19 protein-coding genes are annotated in these 19,441 nt (G+C 40.8%); 8 read left to right on the top strand and 11 right to left on the bottom strand.

The window, feature by feature from the left end:
• Positions 1-159 precede the first annotated feature (159 nt).
• Both clpB and F975_RS10290 read right to left on the bottom strand, forming a co-directional pair.
• Positions 160-2,739, bottom strand: a complete 2,580-nt coding sequence (gene clpB, locus F975_RS10285; RefSeq protein WP_004752991.1) for an ATP-dependent chaperone ClpB — start codon at positions 2,737-2,739, stop codon at positions 160-162.
• Between the two features lie 230 nt (positions 2,740-2,969).
• Positions 2,970-3,392 carry an OsmC family protein gene (locus tag F975_RS10290; protein WP_004752992.1) on the bottom strand — a complete coding sequence of 141 codons (423 nt, stop codon included), beginning with the start codon at positions 3,390-3,392 and terminating at the stop codon, positions 2,970-2,972.
• A gap of 138 nt (positions 3,393-3,530) precedes the next feature.
• Between F975_RS10290 and crp the strand changes: the two genes are divergently transcribed.
• Both crp and F975_RS10300 read left to right on the top strand, forming a co-directional pair.
• On the top strand, positions 3,531-4,226 hold the full coding sequence (gene crp / locus F975_RS10295; RefSeq protein WP_004752994.1) for a cAMP-activated global transcriptional regulator CRP: 696 nt from the start codon (positions 3,531-3,533) through the stop codon (positions 4,224-4,226).
• Between the two features lie 75 nt (positions 4,227-4,301).
• Complete coding sequence (locus tag F975_RS10300; RefSeq protein WP_004752995.1) at positions 4,302-5,354, top strand: NADP(H)-dependent aldo-keto reductase; 1,053 nt, start codon at positions 4,302-4,304, stop codon at positions 5,352-5,354.
• A gap of 47 nt (positions 5,355-5,401) precedes the next feature.
• Here F975_RS10300 and F975_RS10305 read toward each other — a convergent pair whose 3' ends face one another.
• The 5 genes from F975_RS10305 to F975_RS10325 form a co-directional block, all read right to left on the bottom strand.
• The gene (locus tag F975_RS10305; RefSeq protein ID WP_004752997.1) at positions 5,402-6,181 is read right to left on the bottom strand and encodes a M48 family metallopeptidase; all 780 of its coding nucleotides are present in this window, start codon (positions 6,179-6,181) and stop codon (positions 5,402-5,404) included.
• Between the two features lie 125 nt (positions 6,182-6,306).
• Entirely contained in the window at positions 6,307-6,618 is a 312-nt protein-coding gene (locus tag F975_RS10310; protein WP_004752999.1) for a hypothetical protein, read from the bottom strand.
• A gap of 146 nt (positions 6,619-6,764) precedes the next feature.
• Positions 6,765-8,084 (bottom strand): adenylosuccinate synthase, encoded by a 1,320-nt coding sequence (locus F975_RS10315; RefSeq protein ID WP_004753001.1) that lies wholly within the window; start codon positions 8,082-8,084, stop codon positions 6,765-6,767.
• 70 nt (positions 8,085-8,154) lie between these two features.
• The gene (locus tag F975_RS10320; RefSeq protein WP_004753003.1) at positions 8,155-9,321 is read right to left on the bottom strand and encodes an ATP phosphoribosyltransferase regulatory subunit; all 1,167 of its coding nucleotides are present in this window, start codon (positions 9,319-9,321) and stop codon (positions 8,155-8,157) included.
• A gap of 121 nt (positions 9,322-9,442) precedes the next feature.
• On the bottom strand, positions 9,443-10,003 hold the full coding sequence (locus F975_RS10325; protein ID WP_034425960.1) for a cysteine hydrolase family protein: 561 nt from the start codon (positions 10,001-10,003) through the stop codon (positions 9,443-9,445).
• A 119-nt stretch (positions 10,004-10,122) separates the two neighbouring features.
• Here F975_RS10325 and F975_RS10330 point away from each other — a divergent pair, with 119 nt between their 5' ends.
• Entirely contained in the window at positions 10,123-10,524 is a 402-nt protein-coding gene (locus tag F975_RS10330) for an Lrp/AsnC family transcriptional regulator (protein ID WP_004753008.1), read from the top strand.
• A 1-nt stretch (position 10,525) separates the two neighbouring features.
• Here F975_RS10330 and F975_RS10335 read toward each other — a convergent pair whose 3' ends face one another.
• A complete protein-coding gene (locus F975_RS10335; protein ID WP_004753010.1) occupies positions 10,526-10,981 on the bottom strand; it encodes an Lrp/AsnC family transcriptional regulator in 456 nt (151 codons plus the stop codon).
• Between the two features lie 155 nt (positions 10,982-11,136).
• Between F975_RS10335 and F975_RS10340 the strand changes: the two genes are divergently transcribed.
• Both F975_RS10340 and F975_RS10345 read left to right on the top strand, forming a co-directional pair.
• Positions 11,137-11,880, top strand: a complete 744-nt coding sequence (locus tag F975_RS10340) for an AzlC family ABC transporter permease (protein WP_004753012.1) — start codon at positions 11,137-11,139, stop codon at positions 11,878-11,880.
• The gene (locus F975_RS10345) at positions 11,877-12,179 is read left to right on the top strand and encodes an AzlD family protein (RefSeq protein WP_004753013.1); all 303 of its coding nucleotides are present in this window, start codon (positions 11,877-11,879) and stop codon (positions 12,177-12,179) included. The genes F975_RS10340 and F975_RS10345 overlap by 4 nt, the downstream gene beginning before the upstream one ends.
• A gap of 18 nt (positions 12,180-12,197) precedes the next feature.
• On the opposite strand, the gene F975_RS10350 is transcribed toward F975_RS10345, so the two are convergent.
• Entirely contained in the window at positions 12,198-12,509 is a 312-nt protein-coding gene (locus F975_RS10350) for a hypothetical protein (protein WP_004753016.1), read from the bottom strand.
• A 24-nt stretch (positions 12,510-12,533) separates the two neighbouring features.
• On the bottom strand, positions 12,534-13,556 hold the full coding sequence (locus F975_RS10355; RefSeq protein WP_004753018.1) for a type I glyceraldehyde-3-phosphate dehydrogenase: 1,023 nt from the start codon (positions 13,554-13,556) through the stop codon (positions 12,534-12,536).
• Positions 13,557-14,311: 755 nt separating this feature from the next.
• Here F975_RS10355 and alaS point away from each other — a divergent pair.
• The 3 genes from alaS to csrA all read left to right on the top strand — a co-directional run bounded on the left by alaS (position 14,312) and on the right by csrA (position 18,785).
• Positions 14,312-16,948: an alanine--tRNA ligase gene (gene alaS, locus F975_RS10360; RefSeq protein ID WP_004753019.1), complete on the top strand. Its 2,637-nt coding sequence runs from the start codon at positions 14,312-14,314 to the stop codon at positions 16,946-16,948.
• Between the two features lie 60 nt (positions 16,949-17,008).
• Positions 17,009-18,289 carry an aspartate kinase gene (locus tag F975_RS10365; RefSeq protein WP_004753022.1) on the top strand — a complete coding sequence of 427 codons (1,281 nt, stop codon included), beginning with the start codon at positions 17,009-17,011 and terminating at the stop codon, positions 18,287-18,289.
• A 241-nt stretch (positions 18,290-18,530) separates the two neighbouring features.
• A complete protein-coding gene (csrA, locus tag F975_RS10370) occupies positions 18,531-18,785 on the top strand; it encodes a carbon storage regulator CsrA (RefSeq protein WP_004753025.1) in 255 nt (84 codons plus the stop codon).
• Between the two features lie 81 nt (positions 18,786-18,866).
• Here csrA and rnhB read toward each other — a convergent pair whose 3' ends face one another.
• Positions 18,867-19,439: a ribonuclease HII gene (gene rnhB, locus F975_RS10375; RefSeq protein ID WP_004753027.1), complete on the bottom strand. Its 573-nt coding sequence runs from the start codon at positions 19,437-19,439 to the stop codon at positions 18,867-18,869.
• Positions 19,440-19,441 lie beyond the last annotated feature (2 nt).

Genomic DNA, 19,441 nt, shown 5'->3' on the forward strand with positions numbered 1-19,441 from the left:
GATTATGTTTGTTTGCACAGCATACGATATTTTTAAAAAAATACAATTTTTATCATTAAAATACTTATTTCATTCATGTTTTATTAAAGAGCCATAAAAAACCTCATACCCAAGTTTTGAGTATGAGGCGATTTTATATCAGATCAATAGATGTAAGTCTTAACTGAGTTTCATTTTACTAAACTGTAATTGCCCATTTTCAGCACTAATCACAATGTTATCGCCTGGCACAAATTCTCCAGATAGAATTTTTTGTGCCAGACTATTTTCAACCTGTTGCTGAATCGCGCGTTTCAAAGGACGAGCACCATAAATTGGGTCAAAACCAGCATCAATCAATGAATCAAAGGCACTGTCTTCAACAGTCAAACTCATGTCTTTCTCTGTCAAGCGGCTACGCAAACGACTCAACTGAATATCGGCAATACCACGAATTTGCACTTTTTTGAGTGAATGGAAAATCACCAGTTCATCAATACGGTTGATAAACTCTGGGCGGAAGTGCTGACTTACTGCATTCATCACCACAGTGCGAATTTCATCATCTTGAGCATGCTCACCAAGTTCACGAACATCTTGTGAACCCAAGTTAGACGTCATGACAATTACGGTGTTTTTAAAATCAACCACTCGACCTTGTGAATCAGTTAAACGCCCATCATCCAAGACCTGCAACAGAATATTAAAGACATCAGGATGAGCTTTTTCAACTTCATCAAACAGAACCACACTATAAGGTTTGCGGCGAACTGCTTCGGTTAATACACCACCTTCTTCATAACCAACATAACCTGGAGGTGCACCGACCAAACGGCTCACCGAATGTTTCTCCATGAATTCACTCATATCGATTCGAATCATGGCATCATCACTATCAAACAGGAAATTGGCCAAAGCTTTGGTCAACTCGGTTTTACCCACACCTGTTGGCCCCAAAAATAGGAACGAACCACTTGGGCGATTTGGGTCAGACAAGCCAGCACGAGAACGACGTACAGCATTCGACACAGCAACAACGGCTTCATCTTGACCTACTACACGGTTATGTAAAAACTCTTCCATATGAAGCAATTTTTCACGTTCCCCTTGCAGCATTTTAGAAACAGGAATCCCTGTTGCAGCACTCACAACTTCTGCAATTTCATTGTCAGTGACTTTGTTACGCAATAGTTTTGGTTCTTCAGATTCCTCAACCACTTCATCCTGTGCCAGCTGTTTTTGCAACTCTGGGATCACACCATATTGTAAACGGCTAGCTTCAGCTAGATCACCATCACGAATGGCTTTTTCCAAAGCAACACGAGCTTTATCTAACTCAACCTGTGCTTTTTTATCGCCCTCTGCCAAAGTTTTTTCAGCTTTCCAGACTTCTTCCAGATCATTGTATTCTTGCTGAACTTCAACAATCTGTTTCTCTAAATGCGCAACTTCGGCTTTACTGCCCACATCTTGATCTTTTTTCACGGCTTCAAGCTGCATTTTCAACTGAATCAGGCGACGTTCCAGTTTATCTAATGCTTCAGGCTTCGAATCGAGTTCCATTTTTATGCGAGATGCCGCTTCATCAATCAAATCAATGGCTTTATCTGGCAACATGCGATCTGTAATATAACGATGTGACATTTTCGCTGCCGCAATAATGGCTGAATCGAGAATTTTCACACCATGATGCACTTCATAACGCTCTTTCAAACCACGTAAAATAGCGATCGTATCTTCCACACTTGGCTCATCGACCAAAACTTTTTGGAAGCGACGCTCTAAAGCAGCATCTTTTTCAATATATTGGCGGTATTCATCAAGGGTGGTTGCACCGACACAGCGTAACTCACCACGGGCCAATGCAGGTTTAAGCATGTTACCCGCATCCATCGCACCATCAGTTTTACCCGCACCGACCAAGGTATGTAATTCATCAATAAACAAGATGACCCGACCTTCTTGTTTTGCCAAATCATTCAGAACAGCTTTGAGGCGCTCCTCAAATTCGCCACGATATTTGGCGCCTGCAAGTAATGAACCTAAATCCAGAGATAGAACTCTTTTATCTTTAAGGCTTTCAGGAACTTCACCATTAATAATTCGCTGTGCCAAACCTTCAACAATCGCGGTTTTACCTACACCGGGTTCACCAATCAGCACTGGGTTATTTTTAGTACGGCGTGACAAAACCTGAATAGTACGACGGATTTCATCATCACGCCCAATGACAGGGTCTAGCTTGCCTGATGCAGCACGCTCTGTCAGGTCAATGGTATATTTATTTAAAGAGTCACGCTGATCTTCGTGAGTATTGCTCATGACTTTTTCGTTGCCTCGAATTGATTCGATTACTTTGCGTAACCCTTCAACGGTTACACCCGTATTATTTAGTATGTTTTTTGTTGCGCCAACTTCTGCTAACGCCAACAACACCCAATCTGTTGATAAAAACTCATCCCCTGCTTTTTGTGCATAGCGATCTGCCAAATTCAGCATTTTGACCGCATCGGGATTCAGATTAATCTCTCCTGTTGGGTTGGCTAAAGTCGCCGCATCATTTAATGCTTGATCTAGCTTTTGTTTTAATTCTGGTATTCGTGCTCCTGCCTGTTGCAACAAGCTAAGATTTGAAGCTTCTTTTAAGAGTGCCGCCAGAATATGAATGTTATCGATTGCAGTGTGATCTTTTCCCATTGCTAAAGACTGTGCATCGGATAAAGTCTGTTGCAATCGATTGGTGAATTTTTCAAATTGCATTATTGTTATACCTCATCATCAATTTGCTACTTAACTAATACATGGGAACACTTATTCAAATTTCAAATATTTTTCTATGATTTTTCAAATATTTATAAAAAAATCATTATATATAATTCAGTAATAATATGTGGCTCATTTTAATTTTTTTCAAGTCAAAAAATTAAAATTTCTGCACAAAAACAAAAAAGCCAGTTCATATAAACTGGCTTTTCTTTACACGGCATATTTTATACTACTTCGACAATTTCAAAGTCATGGGTAATTTCTACACCACCACTTGAAAGCATCTTACTTGCAGAACAGTATTTTTCTGCTGACAATTCAACCGCTTTTGCAACCTGCTTTTCTTTCAACGCCTTACCTGAGACGATAAAATGTAAATGAATTTTGGTAAAGACTGCAGGAACTTCGTCAGCGCGCTCTGCCTGTAACTGACATTCAACGTTACTAATTTCCTGACGAGCTTTTTTTAAAATGGTTACAATATCAAACGATGCGCAGCCACCGAGTCCCATCAGAATCAATTCCATAGGACGTGGACCACGGTTTTCACCGCCATATGCAGGTGATCCATCCATTACCACACTATGACCACTCTCAGACTTTGCTTCAAATGCAACATTCTCGAGCCATTGAACCGTTGATCGCATTGCAACTACCTAAAAAAAAATATAGATTACTGTGTGCTAATACACTAACACAATTTATTTAGAGAAGGAATTTAACCGTAGATATTAACAGAAACCAAAAGCTATCTTTTTACTTCTTATTTTGTGGAACAAGAAAACATGTCGGCTAATCTCTTTCCATTCGCGAACGATGCATTATCTCCTAACCATTTACCAGAATCGGTCAAGGCTTTATTAAAACGCGCCTATATTAATCGGTATCCTAAGCGCACGAGCATCATCGAAGTGGGTAGCGAATCAAAATCTCTATATTTAATACTAAAAGGTTCTGTTTCTATTTTACTCAAAGAAGATGATGACCGCGAAATTGTCGTAGCTTATTTAAACGCAGGCGATTTTTTTGGTGAAATGGGGTTATTTGAAGCTGAACCGCTACGTACAGCTGAAGTACGTACTCGCGAAGTCTGTGAAATTGCAGAAATCTCTTATGAGAACTTTATTGAGCTGAGCAAGCAATATCCTGACTTAAACTACACCATTTTTGCTCAGTTAGCACGCCGCCTCAAAAATACCACCCGCAAAATGACCGACCTCGCATTTATTGATGTGACAGGGCGTATTGCACGCTGTTTAATCGAACTGGCCCATCAGCCAGAAGCGATGCTATTACCCAATGGTCGCCAGATTCGCATTACCCGTCAGGAAATTGGGCGTATTGTAGGTTGCTCACGTGAAATGGTTGGACGCGTCCTTAAATCGCTTGAAGATCAAGGGATGATTGAAACTGAAGGCAAGGCGATCCTCATTTACGATAGTGCACTAGAAAACTCTGAAGATTCCAACCATTCTGTATAAAGAATTGATCGGTCAAAGCAAATCTTCGGATTTGCTTTTTTATTGAGCCAAATAATCACAACTAGAGGTGCTTTCATGAAATTCAATCCGCTTGCACATACAGGTATTCAACTGCCTGAAATTTGTTTAGGTACAATGACCTTTGGTGAACAAAATACACAAGCAGAAGCTTTTGACCAGCTTAACTATGCACTGGATCAGGGTTTGTATTTTTGGGACACCGCAGAAATGTACCCAGTACCGCCCAAAGCAGAAACACAAGGTGCAACTGAGCGAATTATTGGCAACTGGATTCAACAACATGGGCAGCGTGATCGGTTATTTCTTGCATCCAAAATTGCTGGGCCTAGTTTTGGAGGCAGTGCTATTCGCCAAGGCCTAACTCGCTTTAATCATCAACATATTCAACAGGCACTAGATGGCTCTCTGCAACGCCTGCAAACCGATTATATTGATTTATATCAACTACACTGGCCAGAACGCCATACCAATTTCTTTGGACACTTGGGCTTTGGCAATCAGCTTGCAGCCAAACATGAACACGATCTCACTGCCTTGGAAGAAACCCTAGATGCATTGCATCAGGAAATTCAAAAAGGTCGAATTCGTTTTATTGGCCTATCCAATGAAACACCTTGGGGAACCATGAAGTTTTTGCATCTGGCTGAAAAAATGAACCTGAGCAAATTTGTAACGGTGCAAAACCCATATAGCTTGTTGAACCGCAGTTATGAAGTCGGTATGTCTGAAATTGCCAAATATGAAGGTGTCGGTTTACTGGCGTATTCCCCTCTCGCGTTTGGCATGTTGACAGGTAAGTACCGTCATGGCGCAAAACCTGCCAATGGGCGAATTACCTTATTTTCACGGTTTAGTCGTTACACCAACCCTGAATGTGAATGGGCAACTGAACAGTATGCACAGCTTGCTGAAAAACATGGTTTAACCCTAACTCAACTTGCGCTTGCATTTATTAAACAGCAGTTTTTTGTCACCAGCACCATTATTGGTGCAACTTCAATGGCACAGCTCAAAGAAGATATTGCTGCCTTTGATATTGAATTGAATGAAGAAATCTTACAAGAAATTGAAGCTATACATAAACAGCAACCCAATCCAGCTCCATAAACAAAAAAGGATGCAACAGCATCCTTTTTTAATGTCATGACTGAGGTTTATCTACGGCTATTATATATTGCCATTGCTGCTGGCAAGTTCCTACGCATTGCATCAATACGCTGTGAATTTGAAGGGTGCGTTGACAAAAATGCTGGACCACCTGCCCCTTCAAGTTTATTCATTTTTTCCCACAGGCTAAGTGCTGCTTGCGGGTTATAGCCCGCTTTTGCCATGAGCATTAAACCACCATAGTCAGCACGACTTTCCAGACTACGGGAGTATGGCAACCCTACACCAACCTGACTACCCAAGTCTAAAGCCGCTGAGCCCAAGCCACCTGCTGCATCACCAACATAAGACTTGCCTACATTAACTGCCAAATTGGTCAAGGCTTGTGCGCCTAATTTGTTTTTTGAATGTTCTTCCAAGGCATGCGTCATTTCATGCCCCATCACAGCAGCGATTTCAGCATCAGTTAAATTCAGCTTGTTGACAATGCCTGTATAAAATACAACTTTGCCACCTGGAGCCACATAAGCATTGACTTCATCTGACTTTAAGACTGCAAGTTGCCATTGGAATGCTTGCCCAGTCTGGTTTGCCTGATCCGCATAAGGCTGCATCCGTGATAGTACGGCATTAATACGTCTATAAGTACTCGATGATGTATCAAGCTGTCCTTTTTGCTGCGCATCTTGCTTCATCTTTGCAAAGCTGCTTGCTGCGCTGGCATTTAAAGTTGCAGAATCAGCACCAGCCATATCTGCAATTGTTGTACACCCTGTCATACTGACAACAGCAGCCAACCCTAAGCCCAAAATGAGTTTATTGTTCATTATTTCAGAAGCTCCAAATTTAAATTCACATTCAAATTATTGAATATTTTTGTATTATAAAATATAAAATTAAAACAGAACTCCTGACCTAAAGGTTAAAATATTATATTTATGTAATACTGGTGTTACTTAAACATAAACAATAACCAAAAAAGCAAGCACCCCACATTTAAAGCAAAATAAACATTTGATACAGATTTAATTTTTTCTTCAAGCTGTAAACTATCCCGCTTAACCAACAAAAATGTATTTTGAATCAGCACAATAGGAACAAAAACGCAGACCAGCACGACACTTAACCCCACAAAAGCAGACATTAATATATGTGGATCTCGGGTTTGTTGAGATGCGATCAGCATGGCAAGCGTTGGCGCACCACCTAAAGCAAAGAGAAAAGAATAAAAAATTGTTTTTGAAATATTAGGTTGTAACTGCATTGGCATCCCTATCCAATTGATAGCATTTTATTGGAGTTTTAATCATAAAGGCTCAAAAAATAAAGTGAACTTTGGTCGGGTCAGAGTTTCACTGCATAAAAAAACCGCGACACAAAGATCGCGGTTTTCTAGCTTATCTGATCTTATTACGCAGAAAATGGATGACGTAATACGATAGTTTCTGCACGGTCTGGACCAGTAGAAATGATGTCAATTGGACATTCAATCAACTGCTCAATACGTTTGATATAAGCAATCGCATTATTAGGAAGTTGTTCCATGCTGGTTGCACCAACAGTTGACTCAGACCAACCTGGCAGTGTTTCATAAATTGGTTTTAAGGTTTCATATGCAAGTGCATCAGAAGAACCAACACAACCAGAATCTGCTGCTTCATAGCCCACACAGATTTTCACTTCTTCCAAGCCATCTAGAACATCAAGCTTCGTTAAGCAAATACCAGAAAGTGAGTTGACATCGACTGAACGACGCAGAATTTCTGCATCAAACCAACCACAACGGCGTTGACGACCAGTTGAAGCACCAAACTCATGTCCTACAGTACCCAAGTGTTTACCAATTGCATCGCCCTGATCAGCCGCTGCATCATAAACAAGTTCTGTTGGGAATGGACCTGCACCTACACGTGTTGTATACGCTTTAGTAATACCTAGCACATAGTCAAGGTGTAATGGACCAAGACCTGAACCAGAGCTTACGCCACCAGCAGTGGTGTTTGAAGATGTTACATACGGATATGTACCGTGGTCGACATCAAGAAGAGAACCTTGCGCACCTTCAAACATGATGTTTTGACCATTTTTACGATAGTTATGCAACTCAGTTGTTACATCTATCACCAATGGGGCAACCACTTCACGCCATTGATCACAAAGCTCAAGTACATCTTCCAACTTCACTGCTTCTACACCGTAGAATTGAGTTAACTGGAAGTTATGGTATTCAAGTAACTCAGTTAATTGCGCAGTAAGATGTTCACCACCACGAACCAAGTCAGCAACACGTACAGCACGACGAGCAACTTTATCTTCGTATGCTGGGCCAATACCACGACCTGTAGTACCGATTTTAGCATTACCACGTTTTTTCTCACGTGCTTGGTCTAATGCAATATGGTTTGGAAGAATAAGCGGACAGTTTGGAGAAATACGTAGACGCTCTTTTACAGGCACGCCTTCTTTTTCCAAAATGCTCATTTCTTCAATTAGCGCAGCAGGAGAAAGTACAACACCATTGCCAATTAAGCACAGTACGTTGTCACGTAAAATACCAGATGGAATGAGGTGCAATACTGTTTTTTTACCACCAACGACAAGTGTATGCCCTGCATTGTGTCCGCCTTGATAACGAACGACCGCAGCCGCTTGATCTGTGAGCAGGTCAACGATTTTACCTTTACCTTCGTCGCCCCATTGGGTACCGAGTACCACAACATTCTTGCCCATAATAGCCTCATTACATCATGCTGTTAAAATTGAAAACTTAATCAAGTGACATGAACACCTGATTCAGCGCTTAAATTTTCTCGATTGTCCACTCGCCTGCAACTTGCACCAATTGATGCGTTGCGTATGGCACAGAGTTTAAATCATCATTACCCAACAATTGAATTACACTTAAGCCTTGCGCTCGAGCCTGTTCAATTGCTTTCATCAGATCTGCATCAATCCCTTTGGGTGCAACCACAGTGCTGACTTGTTTGAACTGACCCGCACATAGTGCATATAAGTCACAGCTAAAGCCTGTTGCAGGACGGGAGCGTCCAAAATGTTCGCCAATACCATCATAACGACCACCTTGTGCCAGTGGTGCTGCACGATTTGGCGCATAAACTGCGTACATCAAACCTGTATGATAATGATAAGAACGTAACTCAACGACATCTATACCAATATCCAGATTTTCCCAACGTGCACGAATTTGTGCATGTGTGGTAATGACCGCTTCTAAAGCTTGTCTAAATGCAGCATCCGTCAAAACTGCGGAGCTTAGATTGGCTTGCAGAGCATCTAAATCACTTGAATAACGTCCAAGTGCATAAAAATCTGAACCGAAGTTAATTGACTGGGTAAACTCGGCTAGTTCAGGTAAGGCTTTGCGCTGATAAAGATCAGAAAGCTGGTGTTCTGTTTCTTTATTCAAACCTGCTAACTTGACTAAACTACGGAATAATCCGACATGCCCTAAATCTAGATGGACACCGTCAATCAGATCTGCTGTTGCCAATAGATTCAACATGACATCGACCATTTCTACATCAGCATCGATACTGTCATGTCCAAATAATTCCGCACCAATCTGTAATGGTGCACGCGAGGTATTAAACCCTTGTGGTTTCGTATGTAATACCGTGCCCGCATAACAATAACGTGCTATGCCTTGAACAGGACGTACATGCGCATCGATACGTGCCACTTGCGGTGTCATATCGGCACGAACACCGAGTAGTCGACCTGAAAGCTGGTCAATCACTTTAAACGTGGCTAGGTCTAAATCTTGATTCGATTCGGAAAGAGAAGATAAAGATTCGATGTATTCGATAAATGGCGTGTACACCAGCTGATAACCACGCGATGCGAGGAAATCTAATGCTTTACGACGCAATGCTTCTACGACTTGCGCTTGTTCCGGTAATACATCAGCTACACCATCAGGTAATAACCATGTCTCTGAAATGGGCATGTTGTAAACCTAAATTTTTGCCTGCGCGGAAGTAATCCGCATAAAAAAATCGGGAACACACCCGATTTCTCATAGTCTAGCACGTAAGATTAGGACATGCACTGAGATTTTTATATTTTGATTATTTTAATCGTGTTGCATGGCTGAGATATTTTTCTGTGGTTTGAATTTGTGCAAACATTTGAAATGCTGACAAATATGCAGTTTGTACATCTTGAGCAGACACAATGCGCCCTGCATATTGCAAATCTTTAGTCGCGGTTGCATCGGCAATCACAATCGGATCATAGCCATATTCAGCAGCGGCACGTGTCGTTGCATCAACACACATATGTGTCATCATGCCTGTTACCAGCAACTGTTCTATCTCCAATTGTTGCAATTGAGCTTTTAAGCCCGTTTGAAAAAAGCTATTTGGAAAGTGTTTTTGAATAATGATCGACTCTGCATCAACATCTAAATCAGCATATAGTTTCACACCTTCAGTCCCTGCCACAAAAAATGGGGCTTCAGCTGCAGTAGCAACATGTTGAATATAAATAATCGGTGCCTGCACCTGATGAAATGCTTTTTCTAAAAGATGAATATTCTGTAAGGCTTGCTCAGGTTGTGAAAGTGGCATTTTTCCTTTTGGGAAATAATCATTTTGTACATCAATCACCAGCAATGCGATTTTTTTCATCTTGAATTCCTTCATGTTTTAACCTCTGGATAGATTAAGAAAAATGTCGAGTGAAATGCAGCAGTACATGAAAGAATGTGGTATTACTCTCTTTCAAAATGAAAACTATCAGGTCGAATATGTCATTAGATCCAATTGATACCAAGATTCTTGCCATTTTAAAAAATGACTCGCGCCTCTCTCACAAAGAGATCGGAACAATGGTGCATCGCACAGGGCAAGCCGTGGGGCAGCGCATCACAAAAATGCACAGTGAAGGTCTGATCAAAAAATACAGCATTCAACTTCACTATGATGCAACCCAATTTATCCGCGTCATGATGCAAAGCAACCGCTTTACTGAATTTGAAAGCTTTACCCAACAATTTAATGCGATTGAAAGCAGCTTTAAAGTTTCAGGCTCAGCCTGTTACATGCTCATCGCACATTTCGACTACGAAGCATTAAACAGTTTTATTGAACAGCTTTCAGACTGGGGACAATATTCAGTCGATAGTGTAGTTCGCCCCATACAAAAATAAACTAATACAGTGGCAATTCTGTAGTTTGTTTGATTTTTTGCAGTGGAATCTCAGTTTTGACATTTTGAATCCCTGAAATTTTATTCAGCCGCTGAATTTGAAATTGTCGGTAAGCTTCCAAATCAGATACCACAATTCTTAAGAAAAAATCACAATCTCCTGCCATGAGTTGACATTCAACTACTTCTGGTAAATCAGTAATCGCCTCAACAAACTGATTTACCGTTTTGGCATCTTGCTCTTTCAACCAGATACGAGCAAAAACAGTCAGACCCAGATTGACTTTGGCGGGATCAACTAGCGCAACATATTTTTCAATCACGCCTTCATCTTCAAGCTGTTTGACTCGACGCAAGCACGGAGAAGCAGATAAGCCAACCCGTTGTGCCAATTCATTGTTTTGCAATTTTCCATCATGCTGTAACGCTTGCAAAATACGTCTATCGATCTGATCCACAATTCACACCAAGCATTTAAATGCTAATTTTTATTAATTTAATAGCATAATATATCAAAATAATAAAATTCAAAGCTAATTTTAGCGCCAAATACTTTAACAATTGCCATAAACTATTTTTCTGTTTTTGTAATACTCCAGTTAGGTTTATAGACATGTTGACACTTAAAAATACGGCGCAAAGCCTGAATGATTCAAGTGATTTTGTTGAGTTCAAACGTGGATTAAAAATGTCTATACCGATGCTACTCGGAATTATTCCTTTTGCGCTGGTTTTAGGTACCCAAGCCACTCAAAAAGGCTTTAGCCTGCTCGAAATTCCATTATTGACAGGTTTAAATTTTGCAGGTGGTTCAGAATTTGCCATTTTAGAAGTCTGGACCAATCCACCACACATTTTTGTCTTGATGTTTATTACTTTTTTAGTCAACAGTCGACATTTGCTCATGGGTGCAAGCCTTGTTCCCTACCTAAAGCACTTACCCAATAAAAAAGTCCTGCCCGCACTATTCTTTATGTGTGACGAAAGCTGGGCAATGGGGCTTGCCAATGCACAGCAAAACTCACATTACAAATTGAGCCAGCAGTTCAACATGGCTTTTTATTCAGGTGTCTGTTTTGCCTTATACAGCATGTGGGTCGTATTTACAGCGCTCGGTGGTGCAATTGGTCCTGTGCTAGGTGATGTGACTCGCTGGGGCTTTGATATGGCATTTCCTGCAGTGTTTCTAGTGCTATTACGTGGCATGTGGCAAGGTTTTTCCGCAGCACGCCCCTGGTTAGTCAGTTTAGTTGCCGCGGTATTGGCATACCTGTATTTGCCTCAGGGCTGGTATGTACCTGTAGGGGCAATTTGCGGCATTGCTTCAGCATTCTTTTTAACTGGAGATGAAGTATGATTCATTCAATGACTTTAGTTGCCATCATTTGTGTTGCACTGACGACCTATGCTACGCGAGTATTAGGCTATCTTTTACTCAAAAATAGAACCTTGTCTGTACGACAAAAACGTATTCTTGAAGTTGTGCCAGGTTGTGTGCTGATCTCTGTAATCGCCCCGTATTTTGTACGGGACAATCCAGCAGACTTTATTGCGATGGCAATTACTTTACTGGCAGCATCGCGTTTTTCTTTATTACCAACGGTTATACTGAGCATGCTTTCTGCCGCTGCATTACGCTTAATCTGGCTACATTAACCACAACCAAAGACAATATTATTTGTCTTTGGACTGTACCAGTTGTGCCAGCACATGCAGCATATCAACCTGTTGCTTTTCAAGCTGCTGTAATTTACCTGATGTTCTGTCCAATACTTCTTGTTGTGTGTGCATTTTCTTGACAAGATCCTGCATAATTTCTAAAGTCTTTTTAAGATGATCTTCCAAATGTGTTACTTGTTGTTTTAGTTGATGATTTTCAGACAGATCACTTAAATCTTGACGCTGATTTTTAACCTGCATCCATACCACAACCATAACGACTACAATGAGTAGACTGGTTAATCCCCAAAGCCAAATCAGCATCATTTAGTTACCCTATTTTATTCATTTTTAAGTAAAAGATTCGCACAAATCCAGCAAGCGATTTGCATAACCCCATTCATTATCATACCATGCAAATACTTTTGCCTGACGCCCCACCAACATAGTTTGAGTAAAATCAACAATTAAAGACTCAGGTGAATGGTTAAAGTCACTTGACACCAACACCTCATCCGTTACCGACATAATTTCGGCATAATAAGTATCCGCAGCTTGTTTTAAGACTGTATGTAATGTCTCTACACTCAGCGTTTTTTGTGCAACAAAACTTAAATCAATTGCAGCAACATTAATGGTTGGCACGCGAATCGAATACCCATCAATCCGATCTGCCATTTTTGGCATGACCCGTTTTAATGCCCCTAAAGCACTTGATGTCGTTGGAATAATATTGTGTCCTGCTGCACGTGCACGGCGTAAATCACGATGTGCATGATCAAGCACTGACTGATCAGCAGTCACCGCATGAATTTCGGTCATTAACGCGGTTTCAATACCAAAATTGTCGTCCAGAATTTTTACCAATGGTACTAAAGCTTGTGTAGTACATGACACACTGGAAATAATTTGATCGCTGGCTTTAACCTCTAAATGGTTAACCCCATACACCACCGCAATATCGACACTGTCGAACGGCGCAGCGCCAATAATCACACGTTTTGCACCCGCAGTTAAATGCCGTGTTGCCGCCTCACGCGAACGAAACAACCCTGTACATTCGAGCACAACATCAATATTGAGTTGATCCCACGGTAACTGTTCTGGCTGTGAACCACGGAATACCTGAATTTTGAGGGATTGTCCTGCGCTTTGTACCGACAAAAATGTATCGCCCTGCTCAGTGACAATCTGTGCCTGACCTTTAAAACGACCGTGCGTAGAATCATACTTAAATAGGTGTAACAAAGTTTCAACATCAGCAATATCATTAATAGCCACAATATCGAAGTGAAACTGTTTTGGATTCTCAAACCATGCACGAATTACATTGCGTCCAATCCGCCCAAACCCATTAATTGCGATTCGCTGCATGATCATCATTTCCTAATAACGAAAAATTGAGTGAGTTATCTTAAAACATTCAAGATAGTGATGATAGTTCAATTGCTCATATTTCAAATATAATTTAAAAACAATTATCTGCATGTTCATTAAAATATAATCAAGCATATTTTTTTGTTTTGATAAAGAATATACTCAACTTCAATGATCACTAATCAAGCTATTCTCAATAGATGCATTCTTTCAATGTCATCATCATGACTACAACATATTTTTAAACCAATAATGCTAAATTTTAAACAATATTTTGAGGAAAGAAATCTAGATGCAAATTTGAAATTTAATCAACATCACAATAACAAGGCAGCCAATTTTCTGTTCAATATCTTACAATTCAAAATGACCATATAAACAATGCACTTTTATATTTTTATACCACAATGGTCAATTTATTAAATATTTTTAAAATCAAAATCTTAATTAAAAAATAAGTTCAGCGCTTCGTCTTTCTTGTACCAGTTTTCAAGGTTTCTGGCTATATGGCTGAAATTTAAAGAAAACCCACAGATTTCATCTCCCGAAAGCATATATCAAACATAGACTTATTTCATAGATTTGTCGTGATTTACGCCTAAAATCATTGGTCATACCCTGATTTTTCGTTATAATTTGGCGTTTTTAAATTATCAGCCTCGTATTAATCGGTTTTACTATTTTAAAAGATTTGATTTAATGCGTTTAGCCAAAATGATTAGATGGAGTGACTTGTTGTGAGTACACGTTTTATGACGTCCGCTGAAATTCGTGAAGCCTTTTTACATTTCTTTGAAACTAAAGGTCATACACGTGTTGCATCGAGTTCTCTCGTTCCCGCGAATGACCCGACTTTACTTTTCACCAATGCGGGTATGAACCAGTTCAAGGACTGCTTCCTAGGTTTAGAAAAACGTGATTATGTTCGTGCGACAACTTCACAAAAATGTGTACGTGCTGGTGGTAAGCATAACGACCTTGATAATGTCGGTTATACCGCACGTCACCATACCTTTTTTGAAATGTTGGGCAACTTCTCTTTTGGTGATTACTTCAAACGCGATGCCATTACTTATGCGTGGGAGTTTTTAACTTCAGCAGAATGGCTAGGTTTAAACAAAGATAATCTTTATGTCACTGTTTACCATACTGATGATGAAGCTTATGACATCTGGAACAAAGAAGTTGGTCTAGCTGCTGAACGTATTATCCGTATTGGTGACAATAAAGGCGAAAAATACGCATCTGACAACTTCTGGGCAATGGGTGACACAGGTCCTTGTGGTCCTTGTTCCGAAATTTTCTATGATCATGGCGATCATATCTGGGGTGGTTTACCAGGCTCTGCCGAAGAAGATGGCGACCGCTATATCGAAATCTGGAACAACGTCTTCATGCAGTTCAACCGTACTGCGGATGGCGTATTACATGCGCTGCCTGCTCCTTCTGTTGATACAGGTATGGGCTTAGAGCGTATTTCTGCAGTTTTACAACATGTGAACTCAAACTACGATATCGACTTGTTTAAGCACCTGATTAAAGCTGCGGCTGAGATTGTTGGTACTGAAGATCAAGGTCAACCTTCTTTACGCGTGGTTGCTGACCATGCACGTTCTTGCTGCTTCCTGATTGCTGATGGTGTCAACCCATCCAATGAAGGTCGTGGTTATGTACTGCGCCGCATTATCCGTCGTGCGATTCGTCATGGTAATAAACTTGGCGCAACAGGTACCTTCTTCTACAAAATGTTGCAACCTTTAATTGATGTGATGGGCGAAGCTTATCCACAATTGATCGAAAACCGTGAACGCATTGAAGCAGCGCTTATCAAAGAAGAAGAACAGTTTGCCAAAACCCTTGAACAAGGTTTGAAAGTACTTGAAGGCGAACTCAGCCAGTTAAAAGGCAATGTTATTCCTGGTGAAGTAGTGTTCAAACTATATGACACTTACGGCTTCCCTGCTGACTTGACTGCCGACATCGCACGTGAACGCGAACTGACGATTGATGAAGCTGGTTTTGAAACTGAAATGGCTGCACAGCGTCAACGCGCACGTGATGCAGGCAAATTCAATGTTGACTATAACAGTATTGTGAAAGTCGACAGCAAAACTCAATTTGACGGCTACACTGCAACGCAAGGTCAAGGTCAAATTGTTGCCATTTATAAAGATGGCGAACAGGTTGACGAAGTGGTTGAAGGCGATGAAGCACTGATTGTACTGAACCAAACACCTTTCTATGCTGAAAGCGGTGGTCAGATTGGTGATACGGGTATCTTCAAAAACGAAACTGGTATTTTTGAAGTTCAAGACACCAAAAAATCAGGCGCAGCATTTGTTCATCAAGGTATCGTGACTATGGGTAGTTTAAAAGCTGCTCAAAATGTCGAAGCAACGGTAAAAGCAGATCTACGCGAAGCCACTGCACGCAACCACTCTGCAACACATTTACTTCACGCTGCACTACGCCAAGTTTTAGGCTCTCACGTTCAGCAAAAAGGCTCTTTGGTTGCTTCTGATATTTTACGTTTCGACTTTGCCAACGACCAACCTGTAAGCTTCGAGCAATTACAGCAAGTTGAGCGCCTGGTGAACCGTGAAGTGATTGCCAATACTGTTGTTAGCACTGAAGTTTTAGACATCGAATCTGCCAAAGCCAAAGGCGCAATGATGCTGTTTGGTGAAAAATATGGTGATGAAGTTCGCGTATTATCAATGGGTTCTATCATTGATGAGAAAAACTTCTCGATTGAGCTTTGCGGTGGTATTCACGTTAAGCGTACTGGCGATATTGGCTTGTTTAAAATCACTTCTGAAGGTGGTGTTGCAGCAGGTGTTCGCCGTATTGAAGCAGTTACAGGCACCAAAGCACTTGAAGCAGTGCAAAAAATGGATGCGACTATTCAACAAATCAATGGTCTATTGAAAGCACAAAAAGACCAAACTCTAGAGAAAGTTCAGGCAACTGTTGAGCATGCATCTAGTTTGCAAAAACAGATTGATCAGTTGAATCAAAAACTTGCAAATTTCCAAGCAAGTGAGCTGATCAACCAAATGCAAACGATTGCTGGTCGAAAAACTTTGATCAGTACCGTTCAAAATGTTGACGCAAAATCATTGCGTCATTTACACGATAGTATCAAATCTAAATTCAATGATGCCGTGATTGTGTTGGCTGGTGTAGAAGCTGATAAAGTGAGCTTGCTTGCATCGGTTGCGCAAGAATTCACAGCAACCTTGAAAGCAGGCGATATCATCAAGCACTTAAGCCAAGAGCTTGGTGGCAAAGGCGGTGGGAAACCAGATCTAGCACAAGGCGGGGCACCACTCAATGACAAGTTTGATCAAGTTATGGCAGCACTCCCTGCTTGGCTTGAGCAAAAATAATCTCACTTTTTGTGTAACTGACCCTGTTTCAAACAGGGTCGTGGCTTGTATGGAAAAATTATGGCATTAATCGTACAAAAATATGGTGGTACCTCAATGGGAACACCCGAGCGCATTTTAAATGTAGCTCGTCGCGTGAAGCGCTGGCATGATCATGGTCACAAAGTGGTTGTGGTGGTGTCTGCAATGAGTGGTGAAACCAACCGCTTGTTGTCTCTCGCGAAAGCCATTACCGAGACACCTGATCCTCGTGAACTTGACCAAATGGTATCTACGGGTGAACAGGTTACTATTTCCATGTTAGCGATGGCACTCAATTCTATTGGTGTCGAAGCTAAATCCTACACAGGTCGTCAAGTGGGTATTAAGACCGACAGTGCCTTTACCAAAGCTCGTATTGAAGCAATTGAAACTGACGTGATGACTGCTGATTTAGATGCTGGTCGTGTCATTGTGGTTGCTGGCTTCCAAGGTGTGGATGCGCTTGGCAATACAACAACACTTGGTCGTGGTGGTTCAGATACGACAGGTGTTGCACTTGCTGCTGCACTACGTGCAGATGAATGCCAAATCTATACAGATGTCGATGGTGTATATACAACTGATCCACGTGTTGCGCCAAAAGCCAAGAAAATTGATCGTATCTCTTTTGAAGAAATGCTGGAAATGGCATCTTTAGGCTCAAAAGTTTTACAAATTCGTTCAGTTGAATTCGCAGGAAAATATCAAGTGCCACTGCGTGTATTGTCAAGTTTTGACAATGATAATGACGGCGTATTTGATGATGAATTCAAACAAAACGTAGGAACACTTATTACAACTGAAGCGGAAGACACTATGGAACAGCCTATTATCTCTGGTATCGCATTCAACCGCGATGAAGCTAAATTGACTATTTTAGGTGTGCCTGATGAACCAGGCATCGCTTCAAAAATCCTATCGCCTATCGGTGCTGCCAACATCGAAGTTGATATGATCGTACAAAATATTGAAGAAGATGGTACAACCGACTTTACATTCACTGTAAACCGTACTGACTTTGCTAAAGCCAAAGCAATTTTGGACAATATCGCAAAAGAAATTAAAGCACGTGAAGTAACTGCACGCGACAATATTGTAAAAGTCTCTATCGTGGGTGTAGGTATGCGCTCTCATGCAGGTGTTGCTAGTAAAATGTTTACTGCACTTGCAGAAGAAAACATCAATATTTTGATGATTTCAACTTCAGAAATCAAAATTTCAGTATTAATTGAAGAAAACTATTTAGAGCTTGCTGTTCGCAGCCTGCACACCGCGTTTGGTTTAGACCGTGAACACGGCGAAAGCAGCGCACGTGCTTAAAGCTTATTCACTTATCTTCAGGTTTTTAGGAAGATGAGTGAGAAAAAAGCAGAGCCGCTCTATGGAAACTAGAGCGGCTCTGTTATATTAGCAAAGAATATTTAGAAAATATTTAACAATCACGGTATCATACTGCTTCTTATTAGTAGTTACCGCATGCTGTTAAAATATTTTTTCTGAGATTGTGGTTTAATTTTTGCATAACAGCAATGCAGGTTTAGCGATTAGCAAGGAGACAAACATGCTGATTCTGACTCGTCGTGTCGGAGAAACTTTAATGATTGGGGATCAAGTCAGTGTGACGGTACTTGGTGTTAAAGGCAACCAAGTTCGCATTGGTGTAAATGCTCCCAAAGAAGTATCAGTGCATCGTGAAGAAATTTATCAACGCATTCAACATGAACGCGCTATGCACGAGCACCTTCAAAACATCGATCAAGATTATCAACCGTCATTTTACGATGATGAATTTAATCAAAATAAATTTAACCGATAATTACAGATGATATATATCGTTATAGGCTCTGTAAAAAATATTAAAAGCGATCAAAGAGATCGCTTTTGATATTTTAAGTAATTATTCTAATAAGCCCAAAGCCTTTTTCACGGGCTTATAGCTGCGACGATGCTGCTCAATAACGCCAAATTCAGCGATTGCATCAAAATGCGCTTTCGTTGGATACCCTTTATGTTTGGCAAATGCATATTGTGGGTATTCCTGATCAAGCAGTAACATTTGCCGATCACGTGTGACCTTTGCCAAAATACTGGCAGCACTAATTTCAGCGTGAGTTGCATCGCCCCCAACTATTGCTTCGCAATCTATAGTTAAACCTTTCGGGATCTGGTTACCATCAACCAAAACTTTATCAGGTTGTATAGATAACCCAGCAACTGCTCGGCGCATTGCCAAAAAAGTCGCTTGCAAAATATTTAACTGATCAATTTCTTCATGCGTTGCTTCAGCAATTGACCATGCCAAAGCTTTTTCCTGAATTTCCACAAACAGTTTTTCACGTTTCTTTTCTGTCAGCTTCTTGGAATCATTTAACCCATCAATCGGGTTGTTCGGATCCAAGATCACCGCAGCAGCCACGACTGAACCTACTAAAGGTCCACGACCTGCCTCATCTACGCCTGCTATTTTCATGC

This window comes from Acinetobacter brisouisimilis (genome assembly GCF_000368265.1).
Classification (GTDB): Bacteria; Pseudomonadota; Gammaproteobacteria; order Pseudomonadales; family Moraxellaceae; genus Acinetobacter.

What these genes read in the sequence shown, in the direction of transcription:
- clpB (WP_004752991.1), bottom strand. Translation starts at nt 2,739, where the DNA reads ATGCAATTTGAAAAATTCACCAATCGATTGCAACAGACTTTATCCGAT.
- F975_RS10290 (WP_004752992.1), bottom strand. Translation starts at nt 3,392, where the DNA reads ATGCGATCAACGGTTCAATGGCTCGAGAATGTTGCATTTGAAGCAAAG.
- crp (WP_004752994.1), top strand. Translation starts at nt 3,531, where the DNA reads ATGTCGGCTAATCTCTTTCCATTCGCGAACGATGCATTATCTCCTAAC.
- F975_RS10300 (WP_004752995.1), top strand. Translation starts at nt 4,302, where the DNA reads ATGAAATTCAATCCGCTTGCACATACAGGTATTCAACTGCCTGAAATT.
- F975_RS10305 (WP_004752997.1), bottom strand. Translation starts at nt 6,181, where the DNA reads ATGAACAATAAACTCATTTTGGGCTTAGGGTTGGCTGCTGTTGTCAGT.
- F975_RS10310 (WP_004752999.1), bottom strand. Translation starts at nt 6,618, where the DNA reads ATGCAGTTACAACCTAATATTTCAAAAACAATTTTTTATTCTTTTCTC.
- F975_RS10315 (WP_004753001.1), bottom strand. Translation starts at nt 8,084, where the DNA reads ATGGGCAAGAATGTTGTGGTACTCGGTACCCAATGGGGCGACGAAGGT.
- F975_RS10320 (WP_004753003.1), bottom strand. Translation starts at nt 9,321, where the DNA reads ATGCCCATTTCAGAGACATGGTTATTACCTGATGGTGTAGCTGATGTA.
- F975_RS10325 (WP_034425960.1), bottom strand. Translation starts at nt 10,003, where the DNA reads ATGAAAAAAATCGCATTGCTGGTGATTGATGTACAAAATGATTATTTC.
- F975_RS10330 (WP_004753008.1), top strand. Translation starts at nt 10,123, where the DNA reads ATGTCATTAGATCCAATTGATACCAAGATTCTTGCCATTTTAAAAAAT.
- F975_RS10340 (WP_004753012.1), top strand. Translation starts at nt 11,137, where the DNA reads ATGTTGACACTTAAAAATACGGCGCAAAGCCTGAATGATTCAAGTGAT.
- F975_RS10345 (WP_004753013.1), top strand. Translation starts at nt 11,877, where the DNA reads ATGATTCATTCAATGACTTTAGTTGCCATCATTTGTGTTGCACTGACG.
- F975_RS10350 (WP_004753016.1), bottom strand. Translation starts at nt 12,509, where the DNA reads ATGATGCTGATTTGGCTTTGGGGATTAACCAGTCTACTCATTGTAGTC.
- F975_RS10355 (WP_004753018.1), bottom strand. Translation starts at nt 13,556, where the DNA reads ATGCAGCGAATCGCAATTAATGGGTTTGGGCGGATTGGACGCAATGTA.
- alaS (WP_004753019.1), top strand. Translation starts at nt 14,312, where the DNA reads ATGACGTCCGCTGAAATTCGTGAAGCCTTTTTACATTTCTTTGAAACT.
- F975_RS10365 (WP_004753022.1), top strand. Translation starts at nt 17,009, where the DNA reads ATGGCATTAATCGTACAAAAATATGGTGGTACCTCAATGGGAACACCC.
- csrA (WP_004753025.1), top strand. Translation starts at nt 18,531, where the DNA reads ATGCTGATTCTGACTCGTCGTGTCGGAGAAACTTTAATGATTGGGGAT.
- rnhB (WP_004753027.1), bottom strand. Translation starts at nt 19,439, where the DNA reads ATGAAAATAGCAGGCGTAGATGAGGCAGGTCGTGGACCTTTAGTAGGT.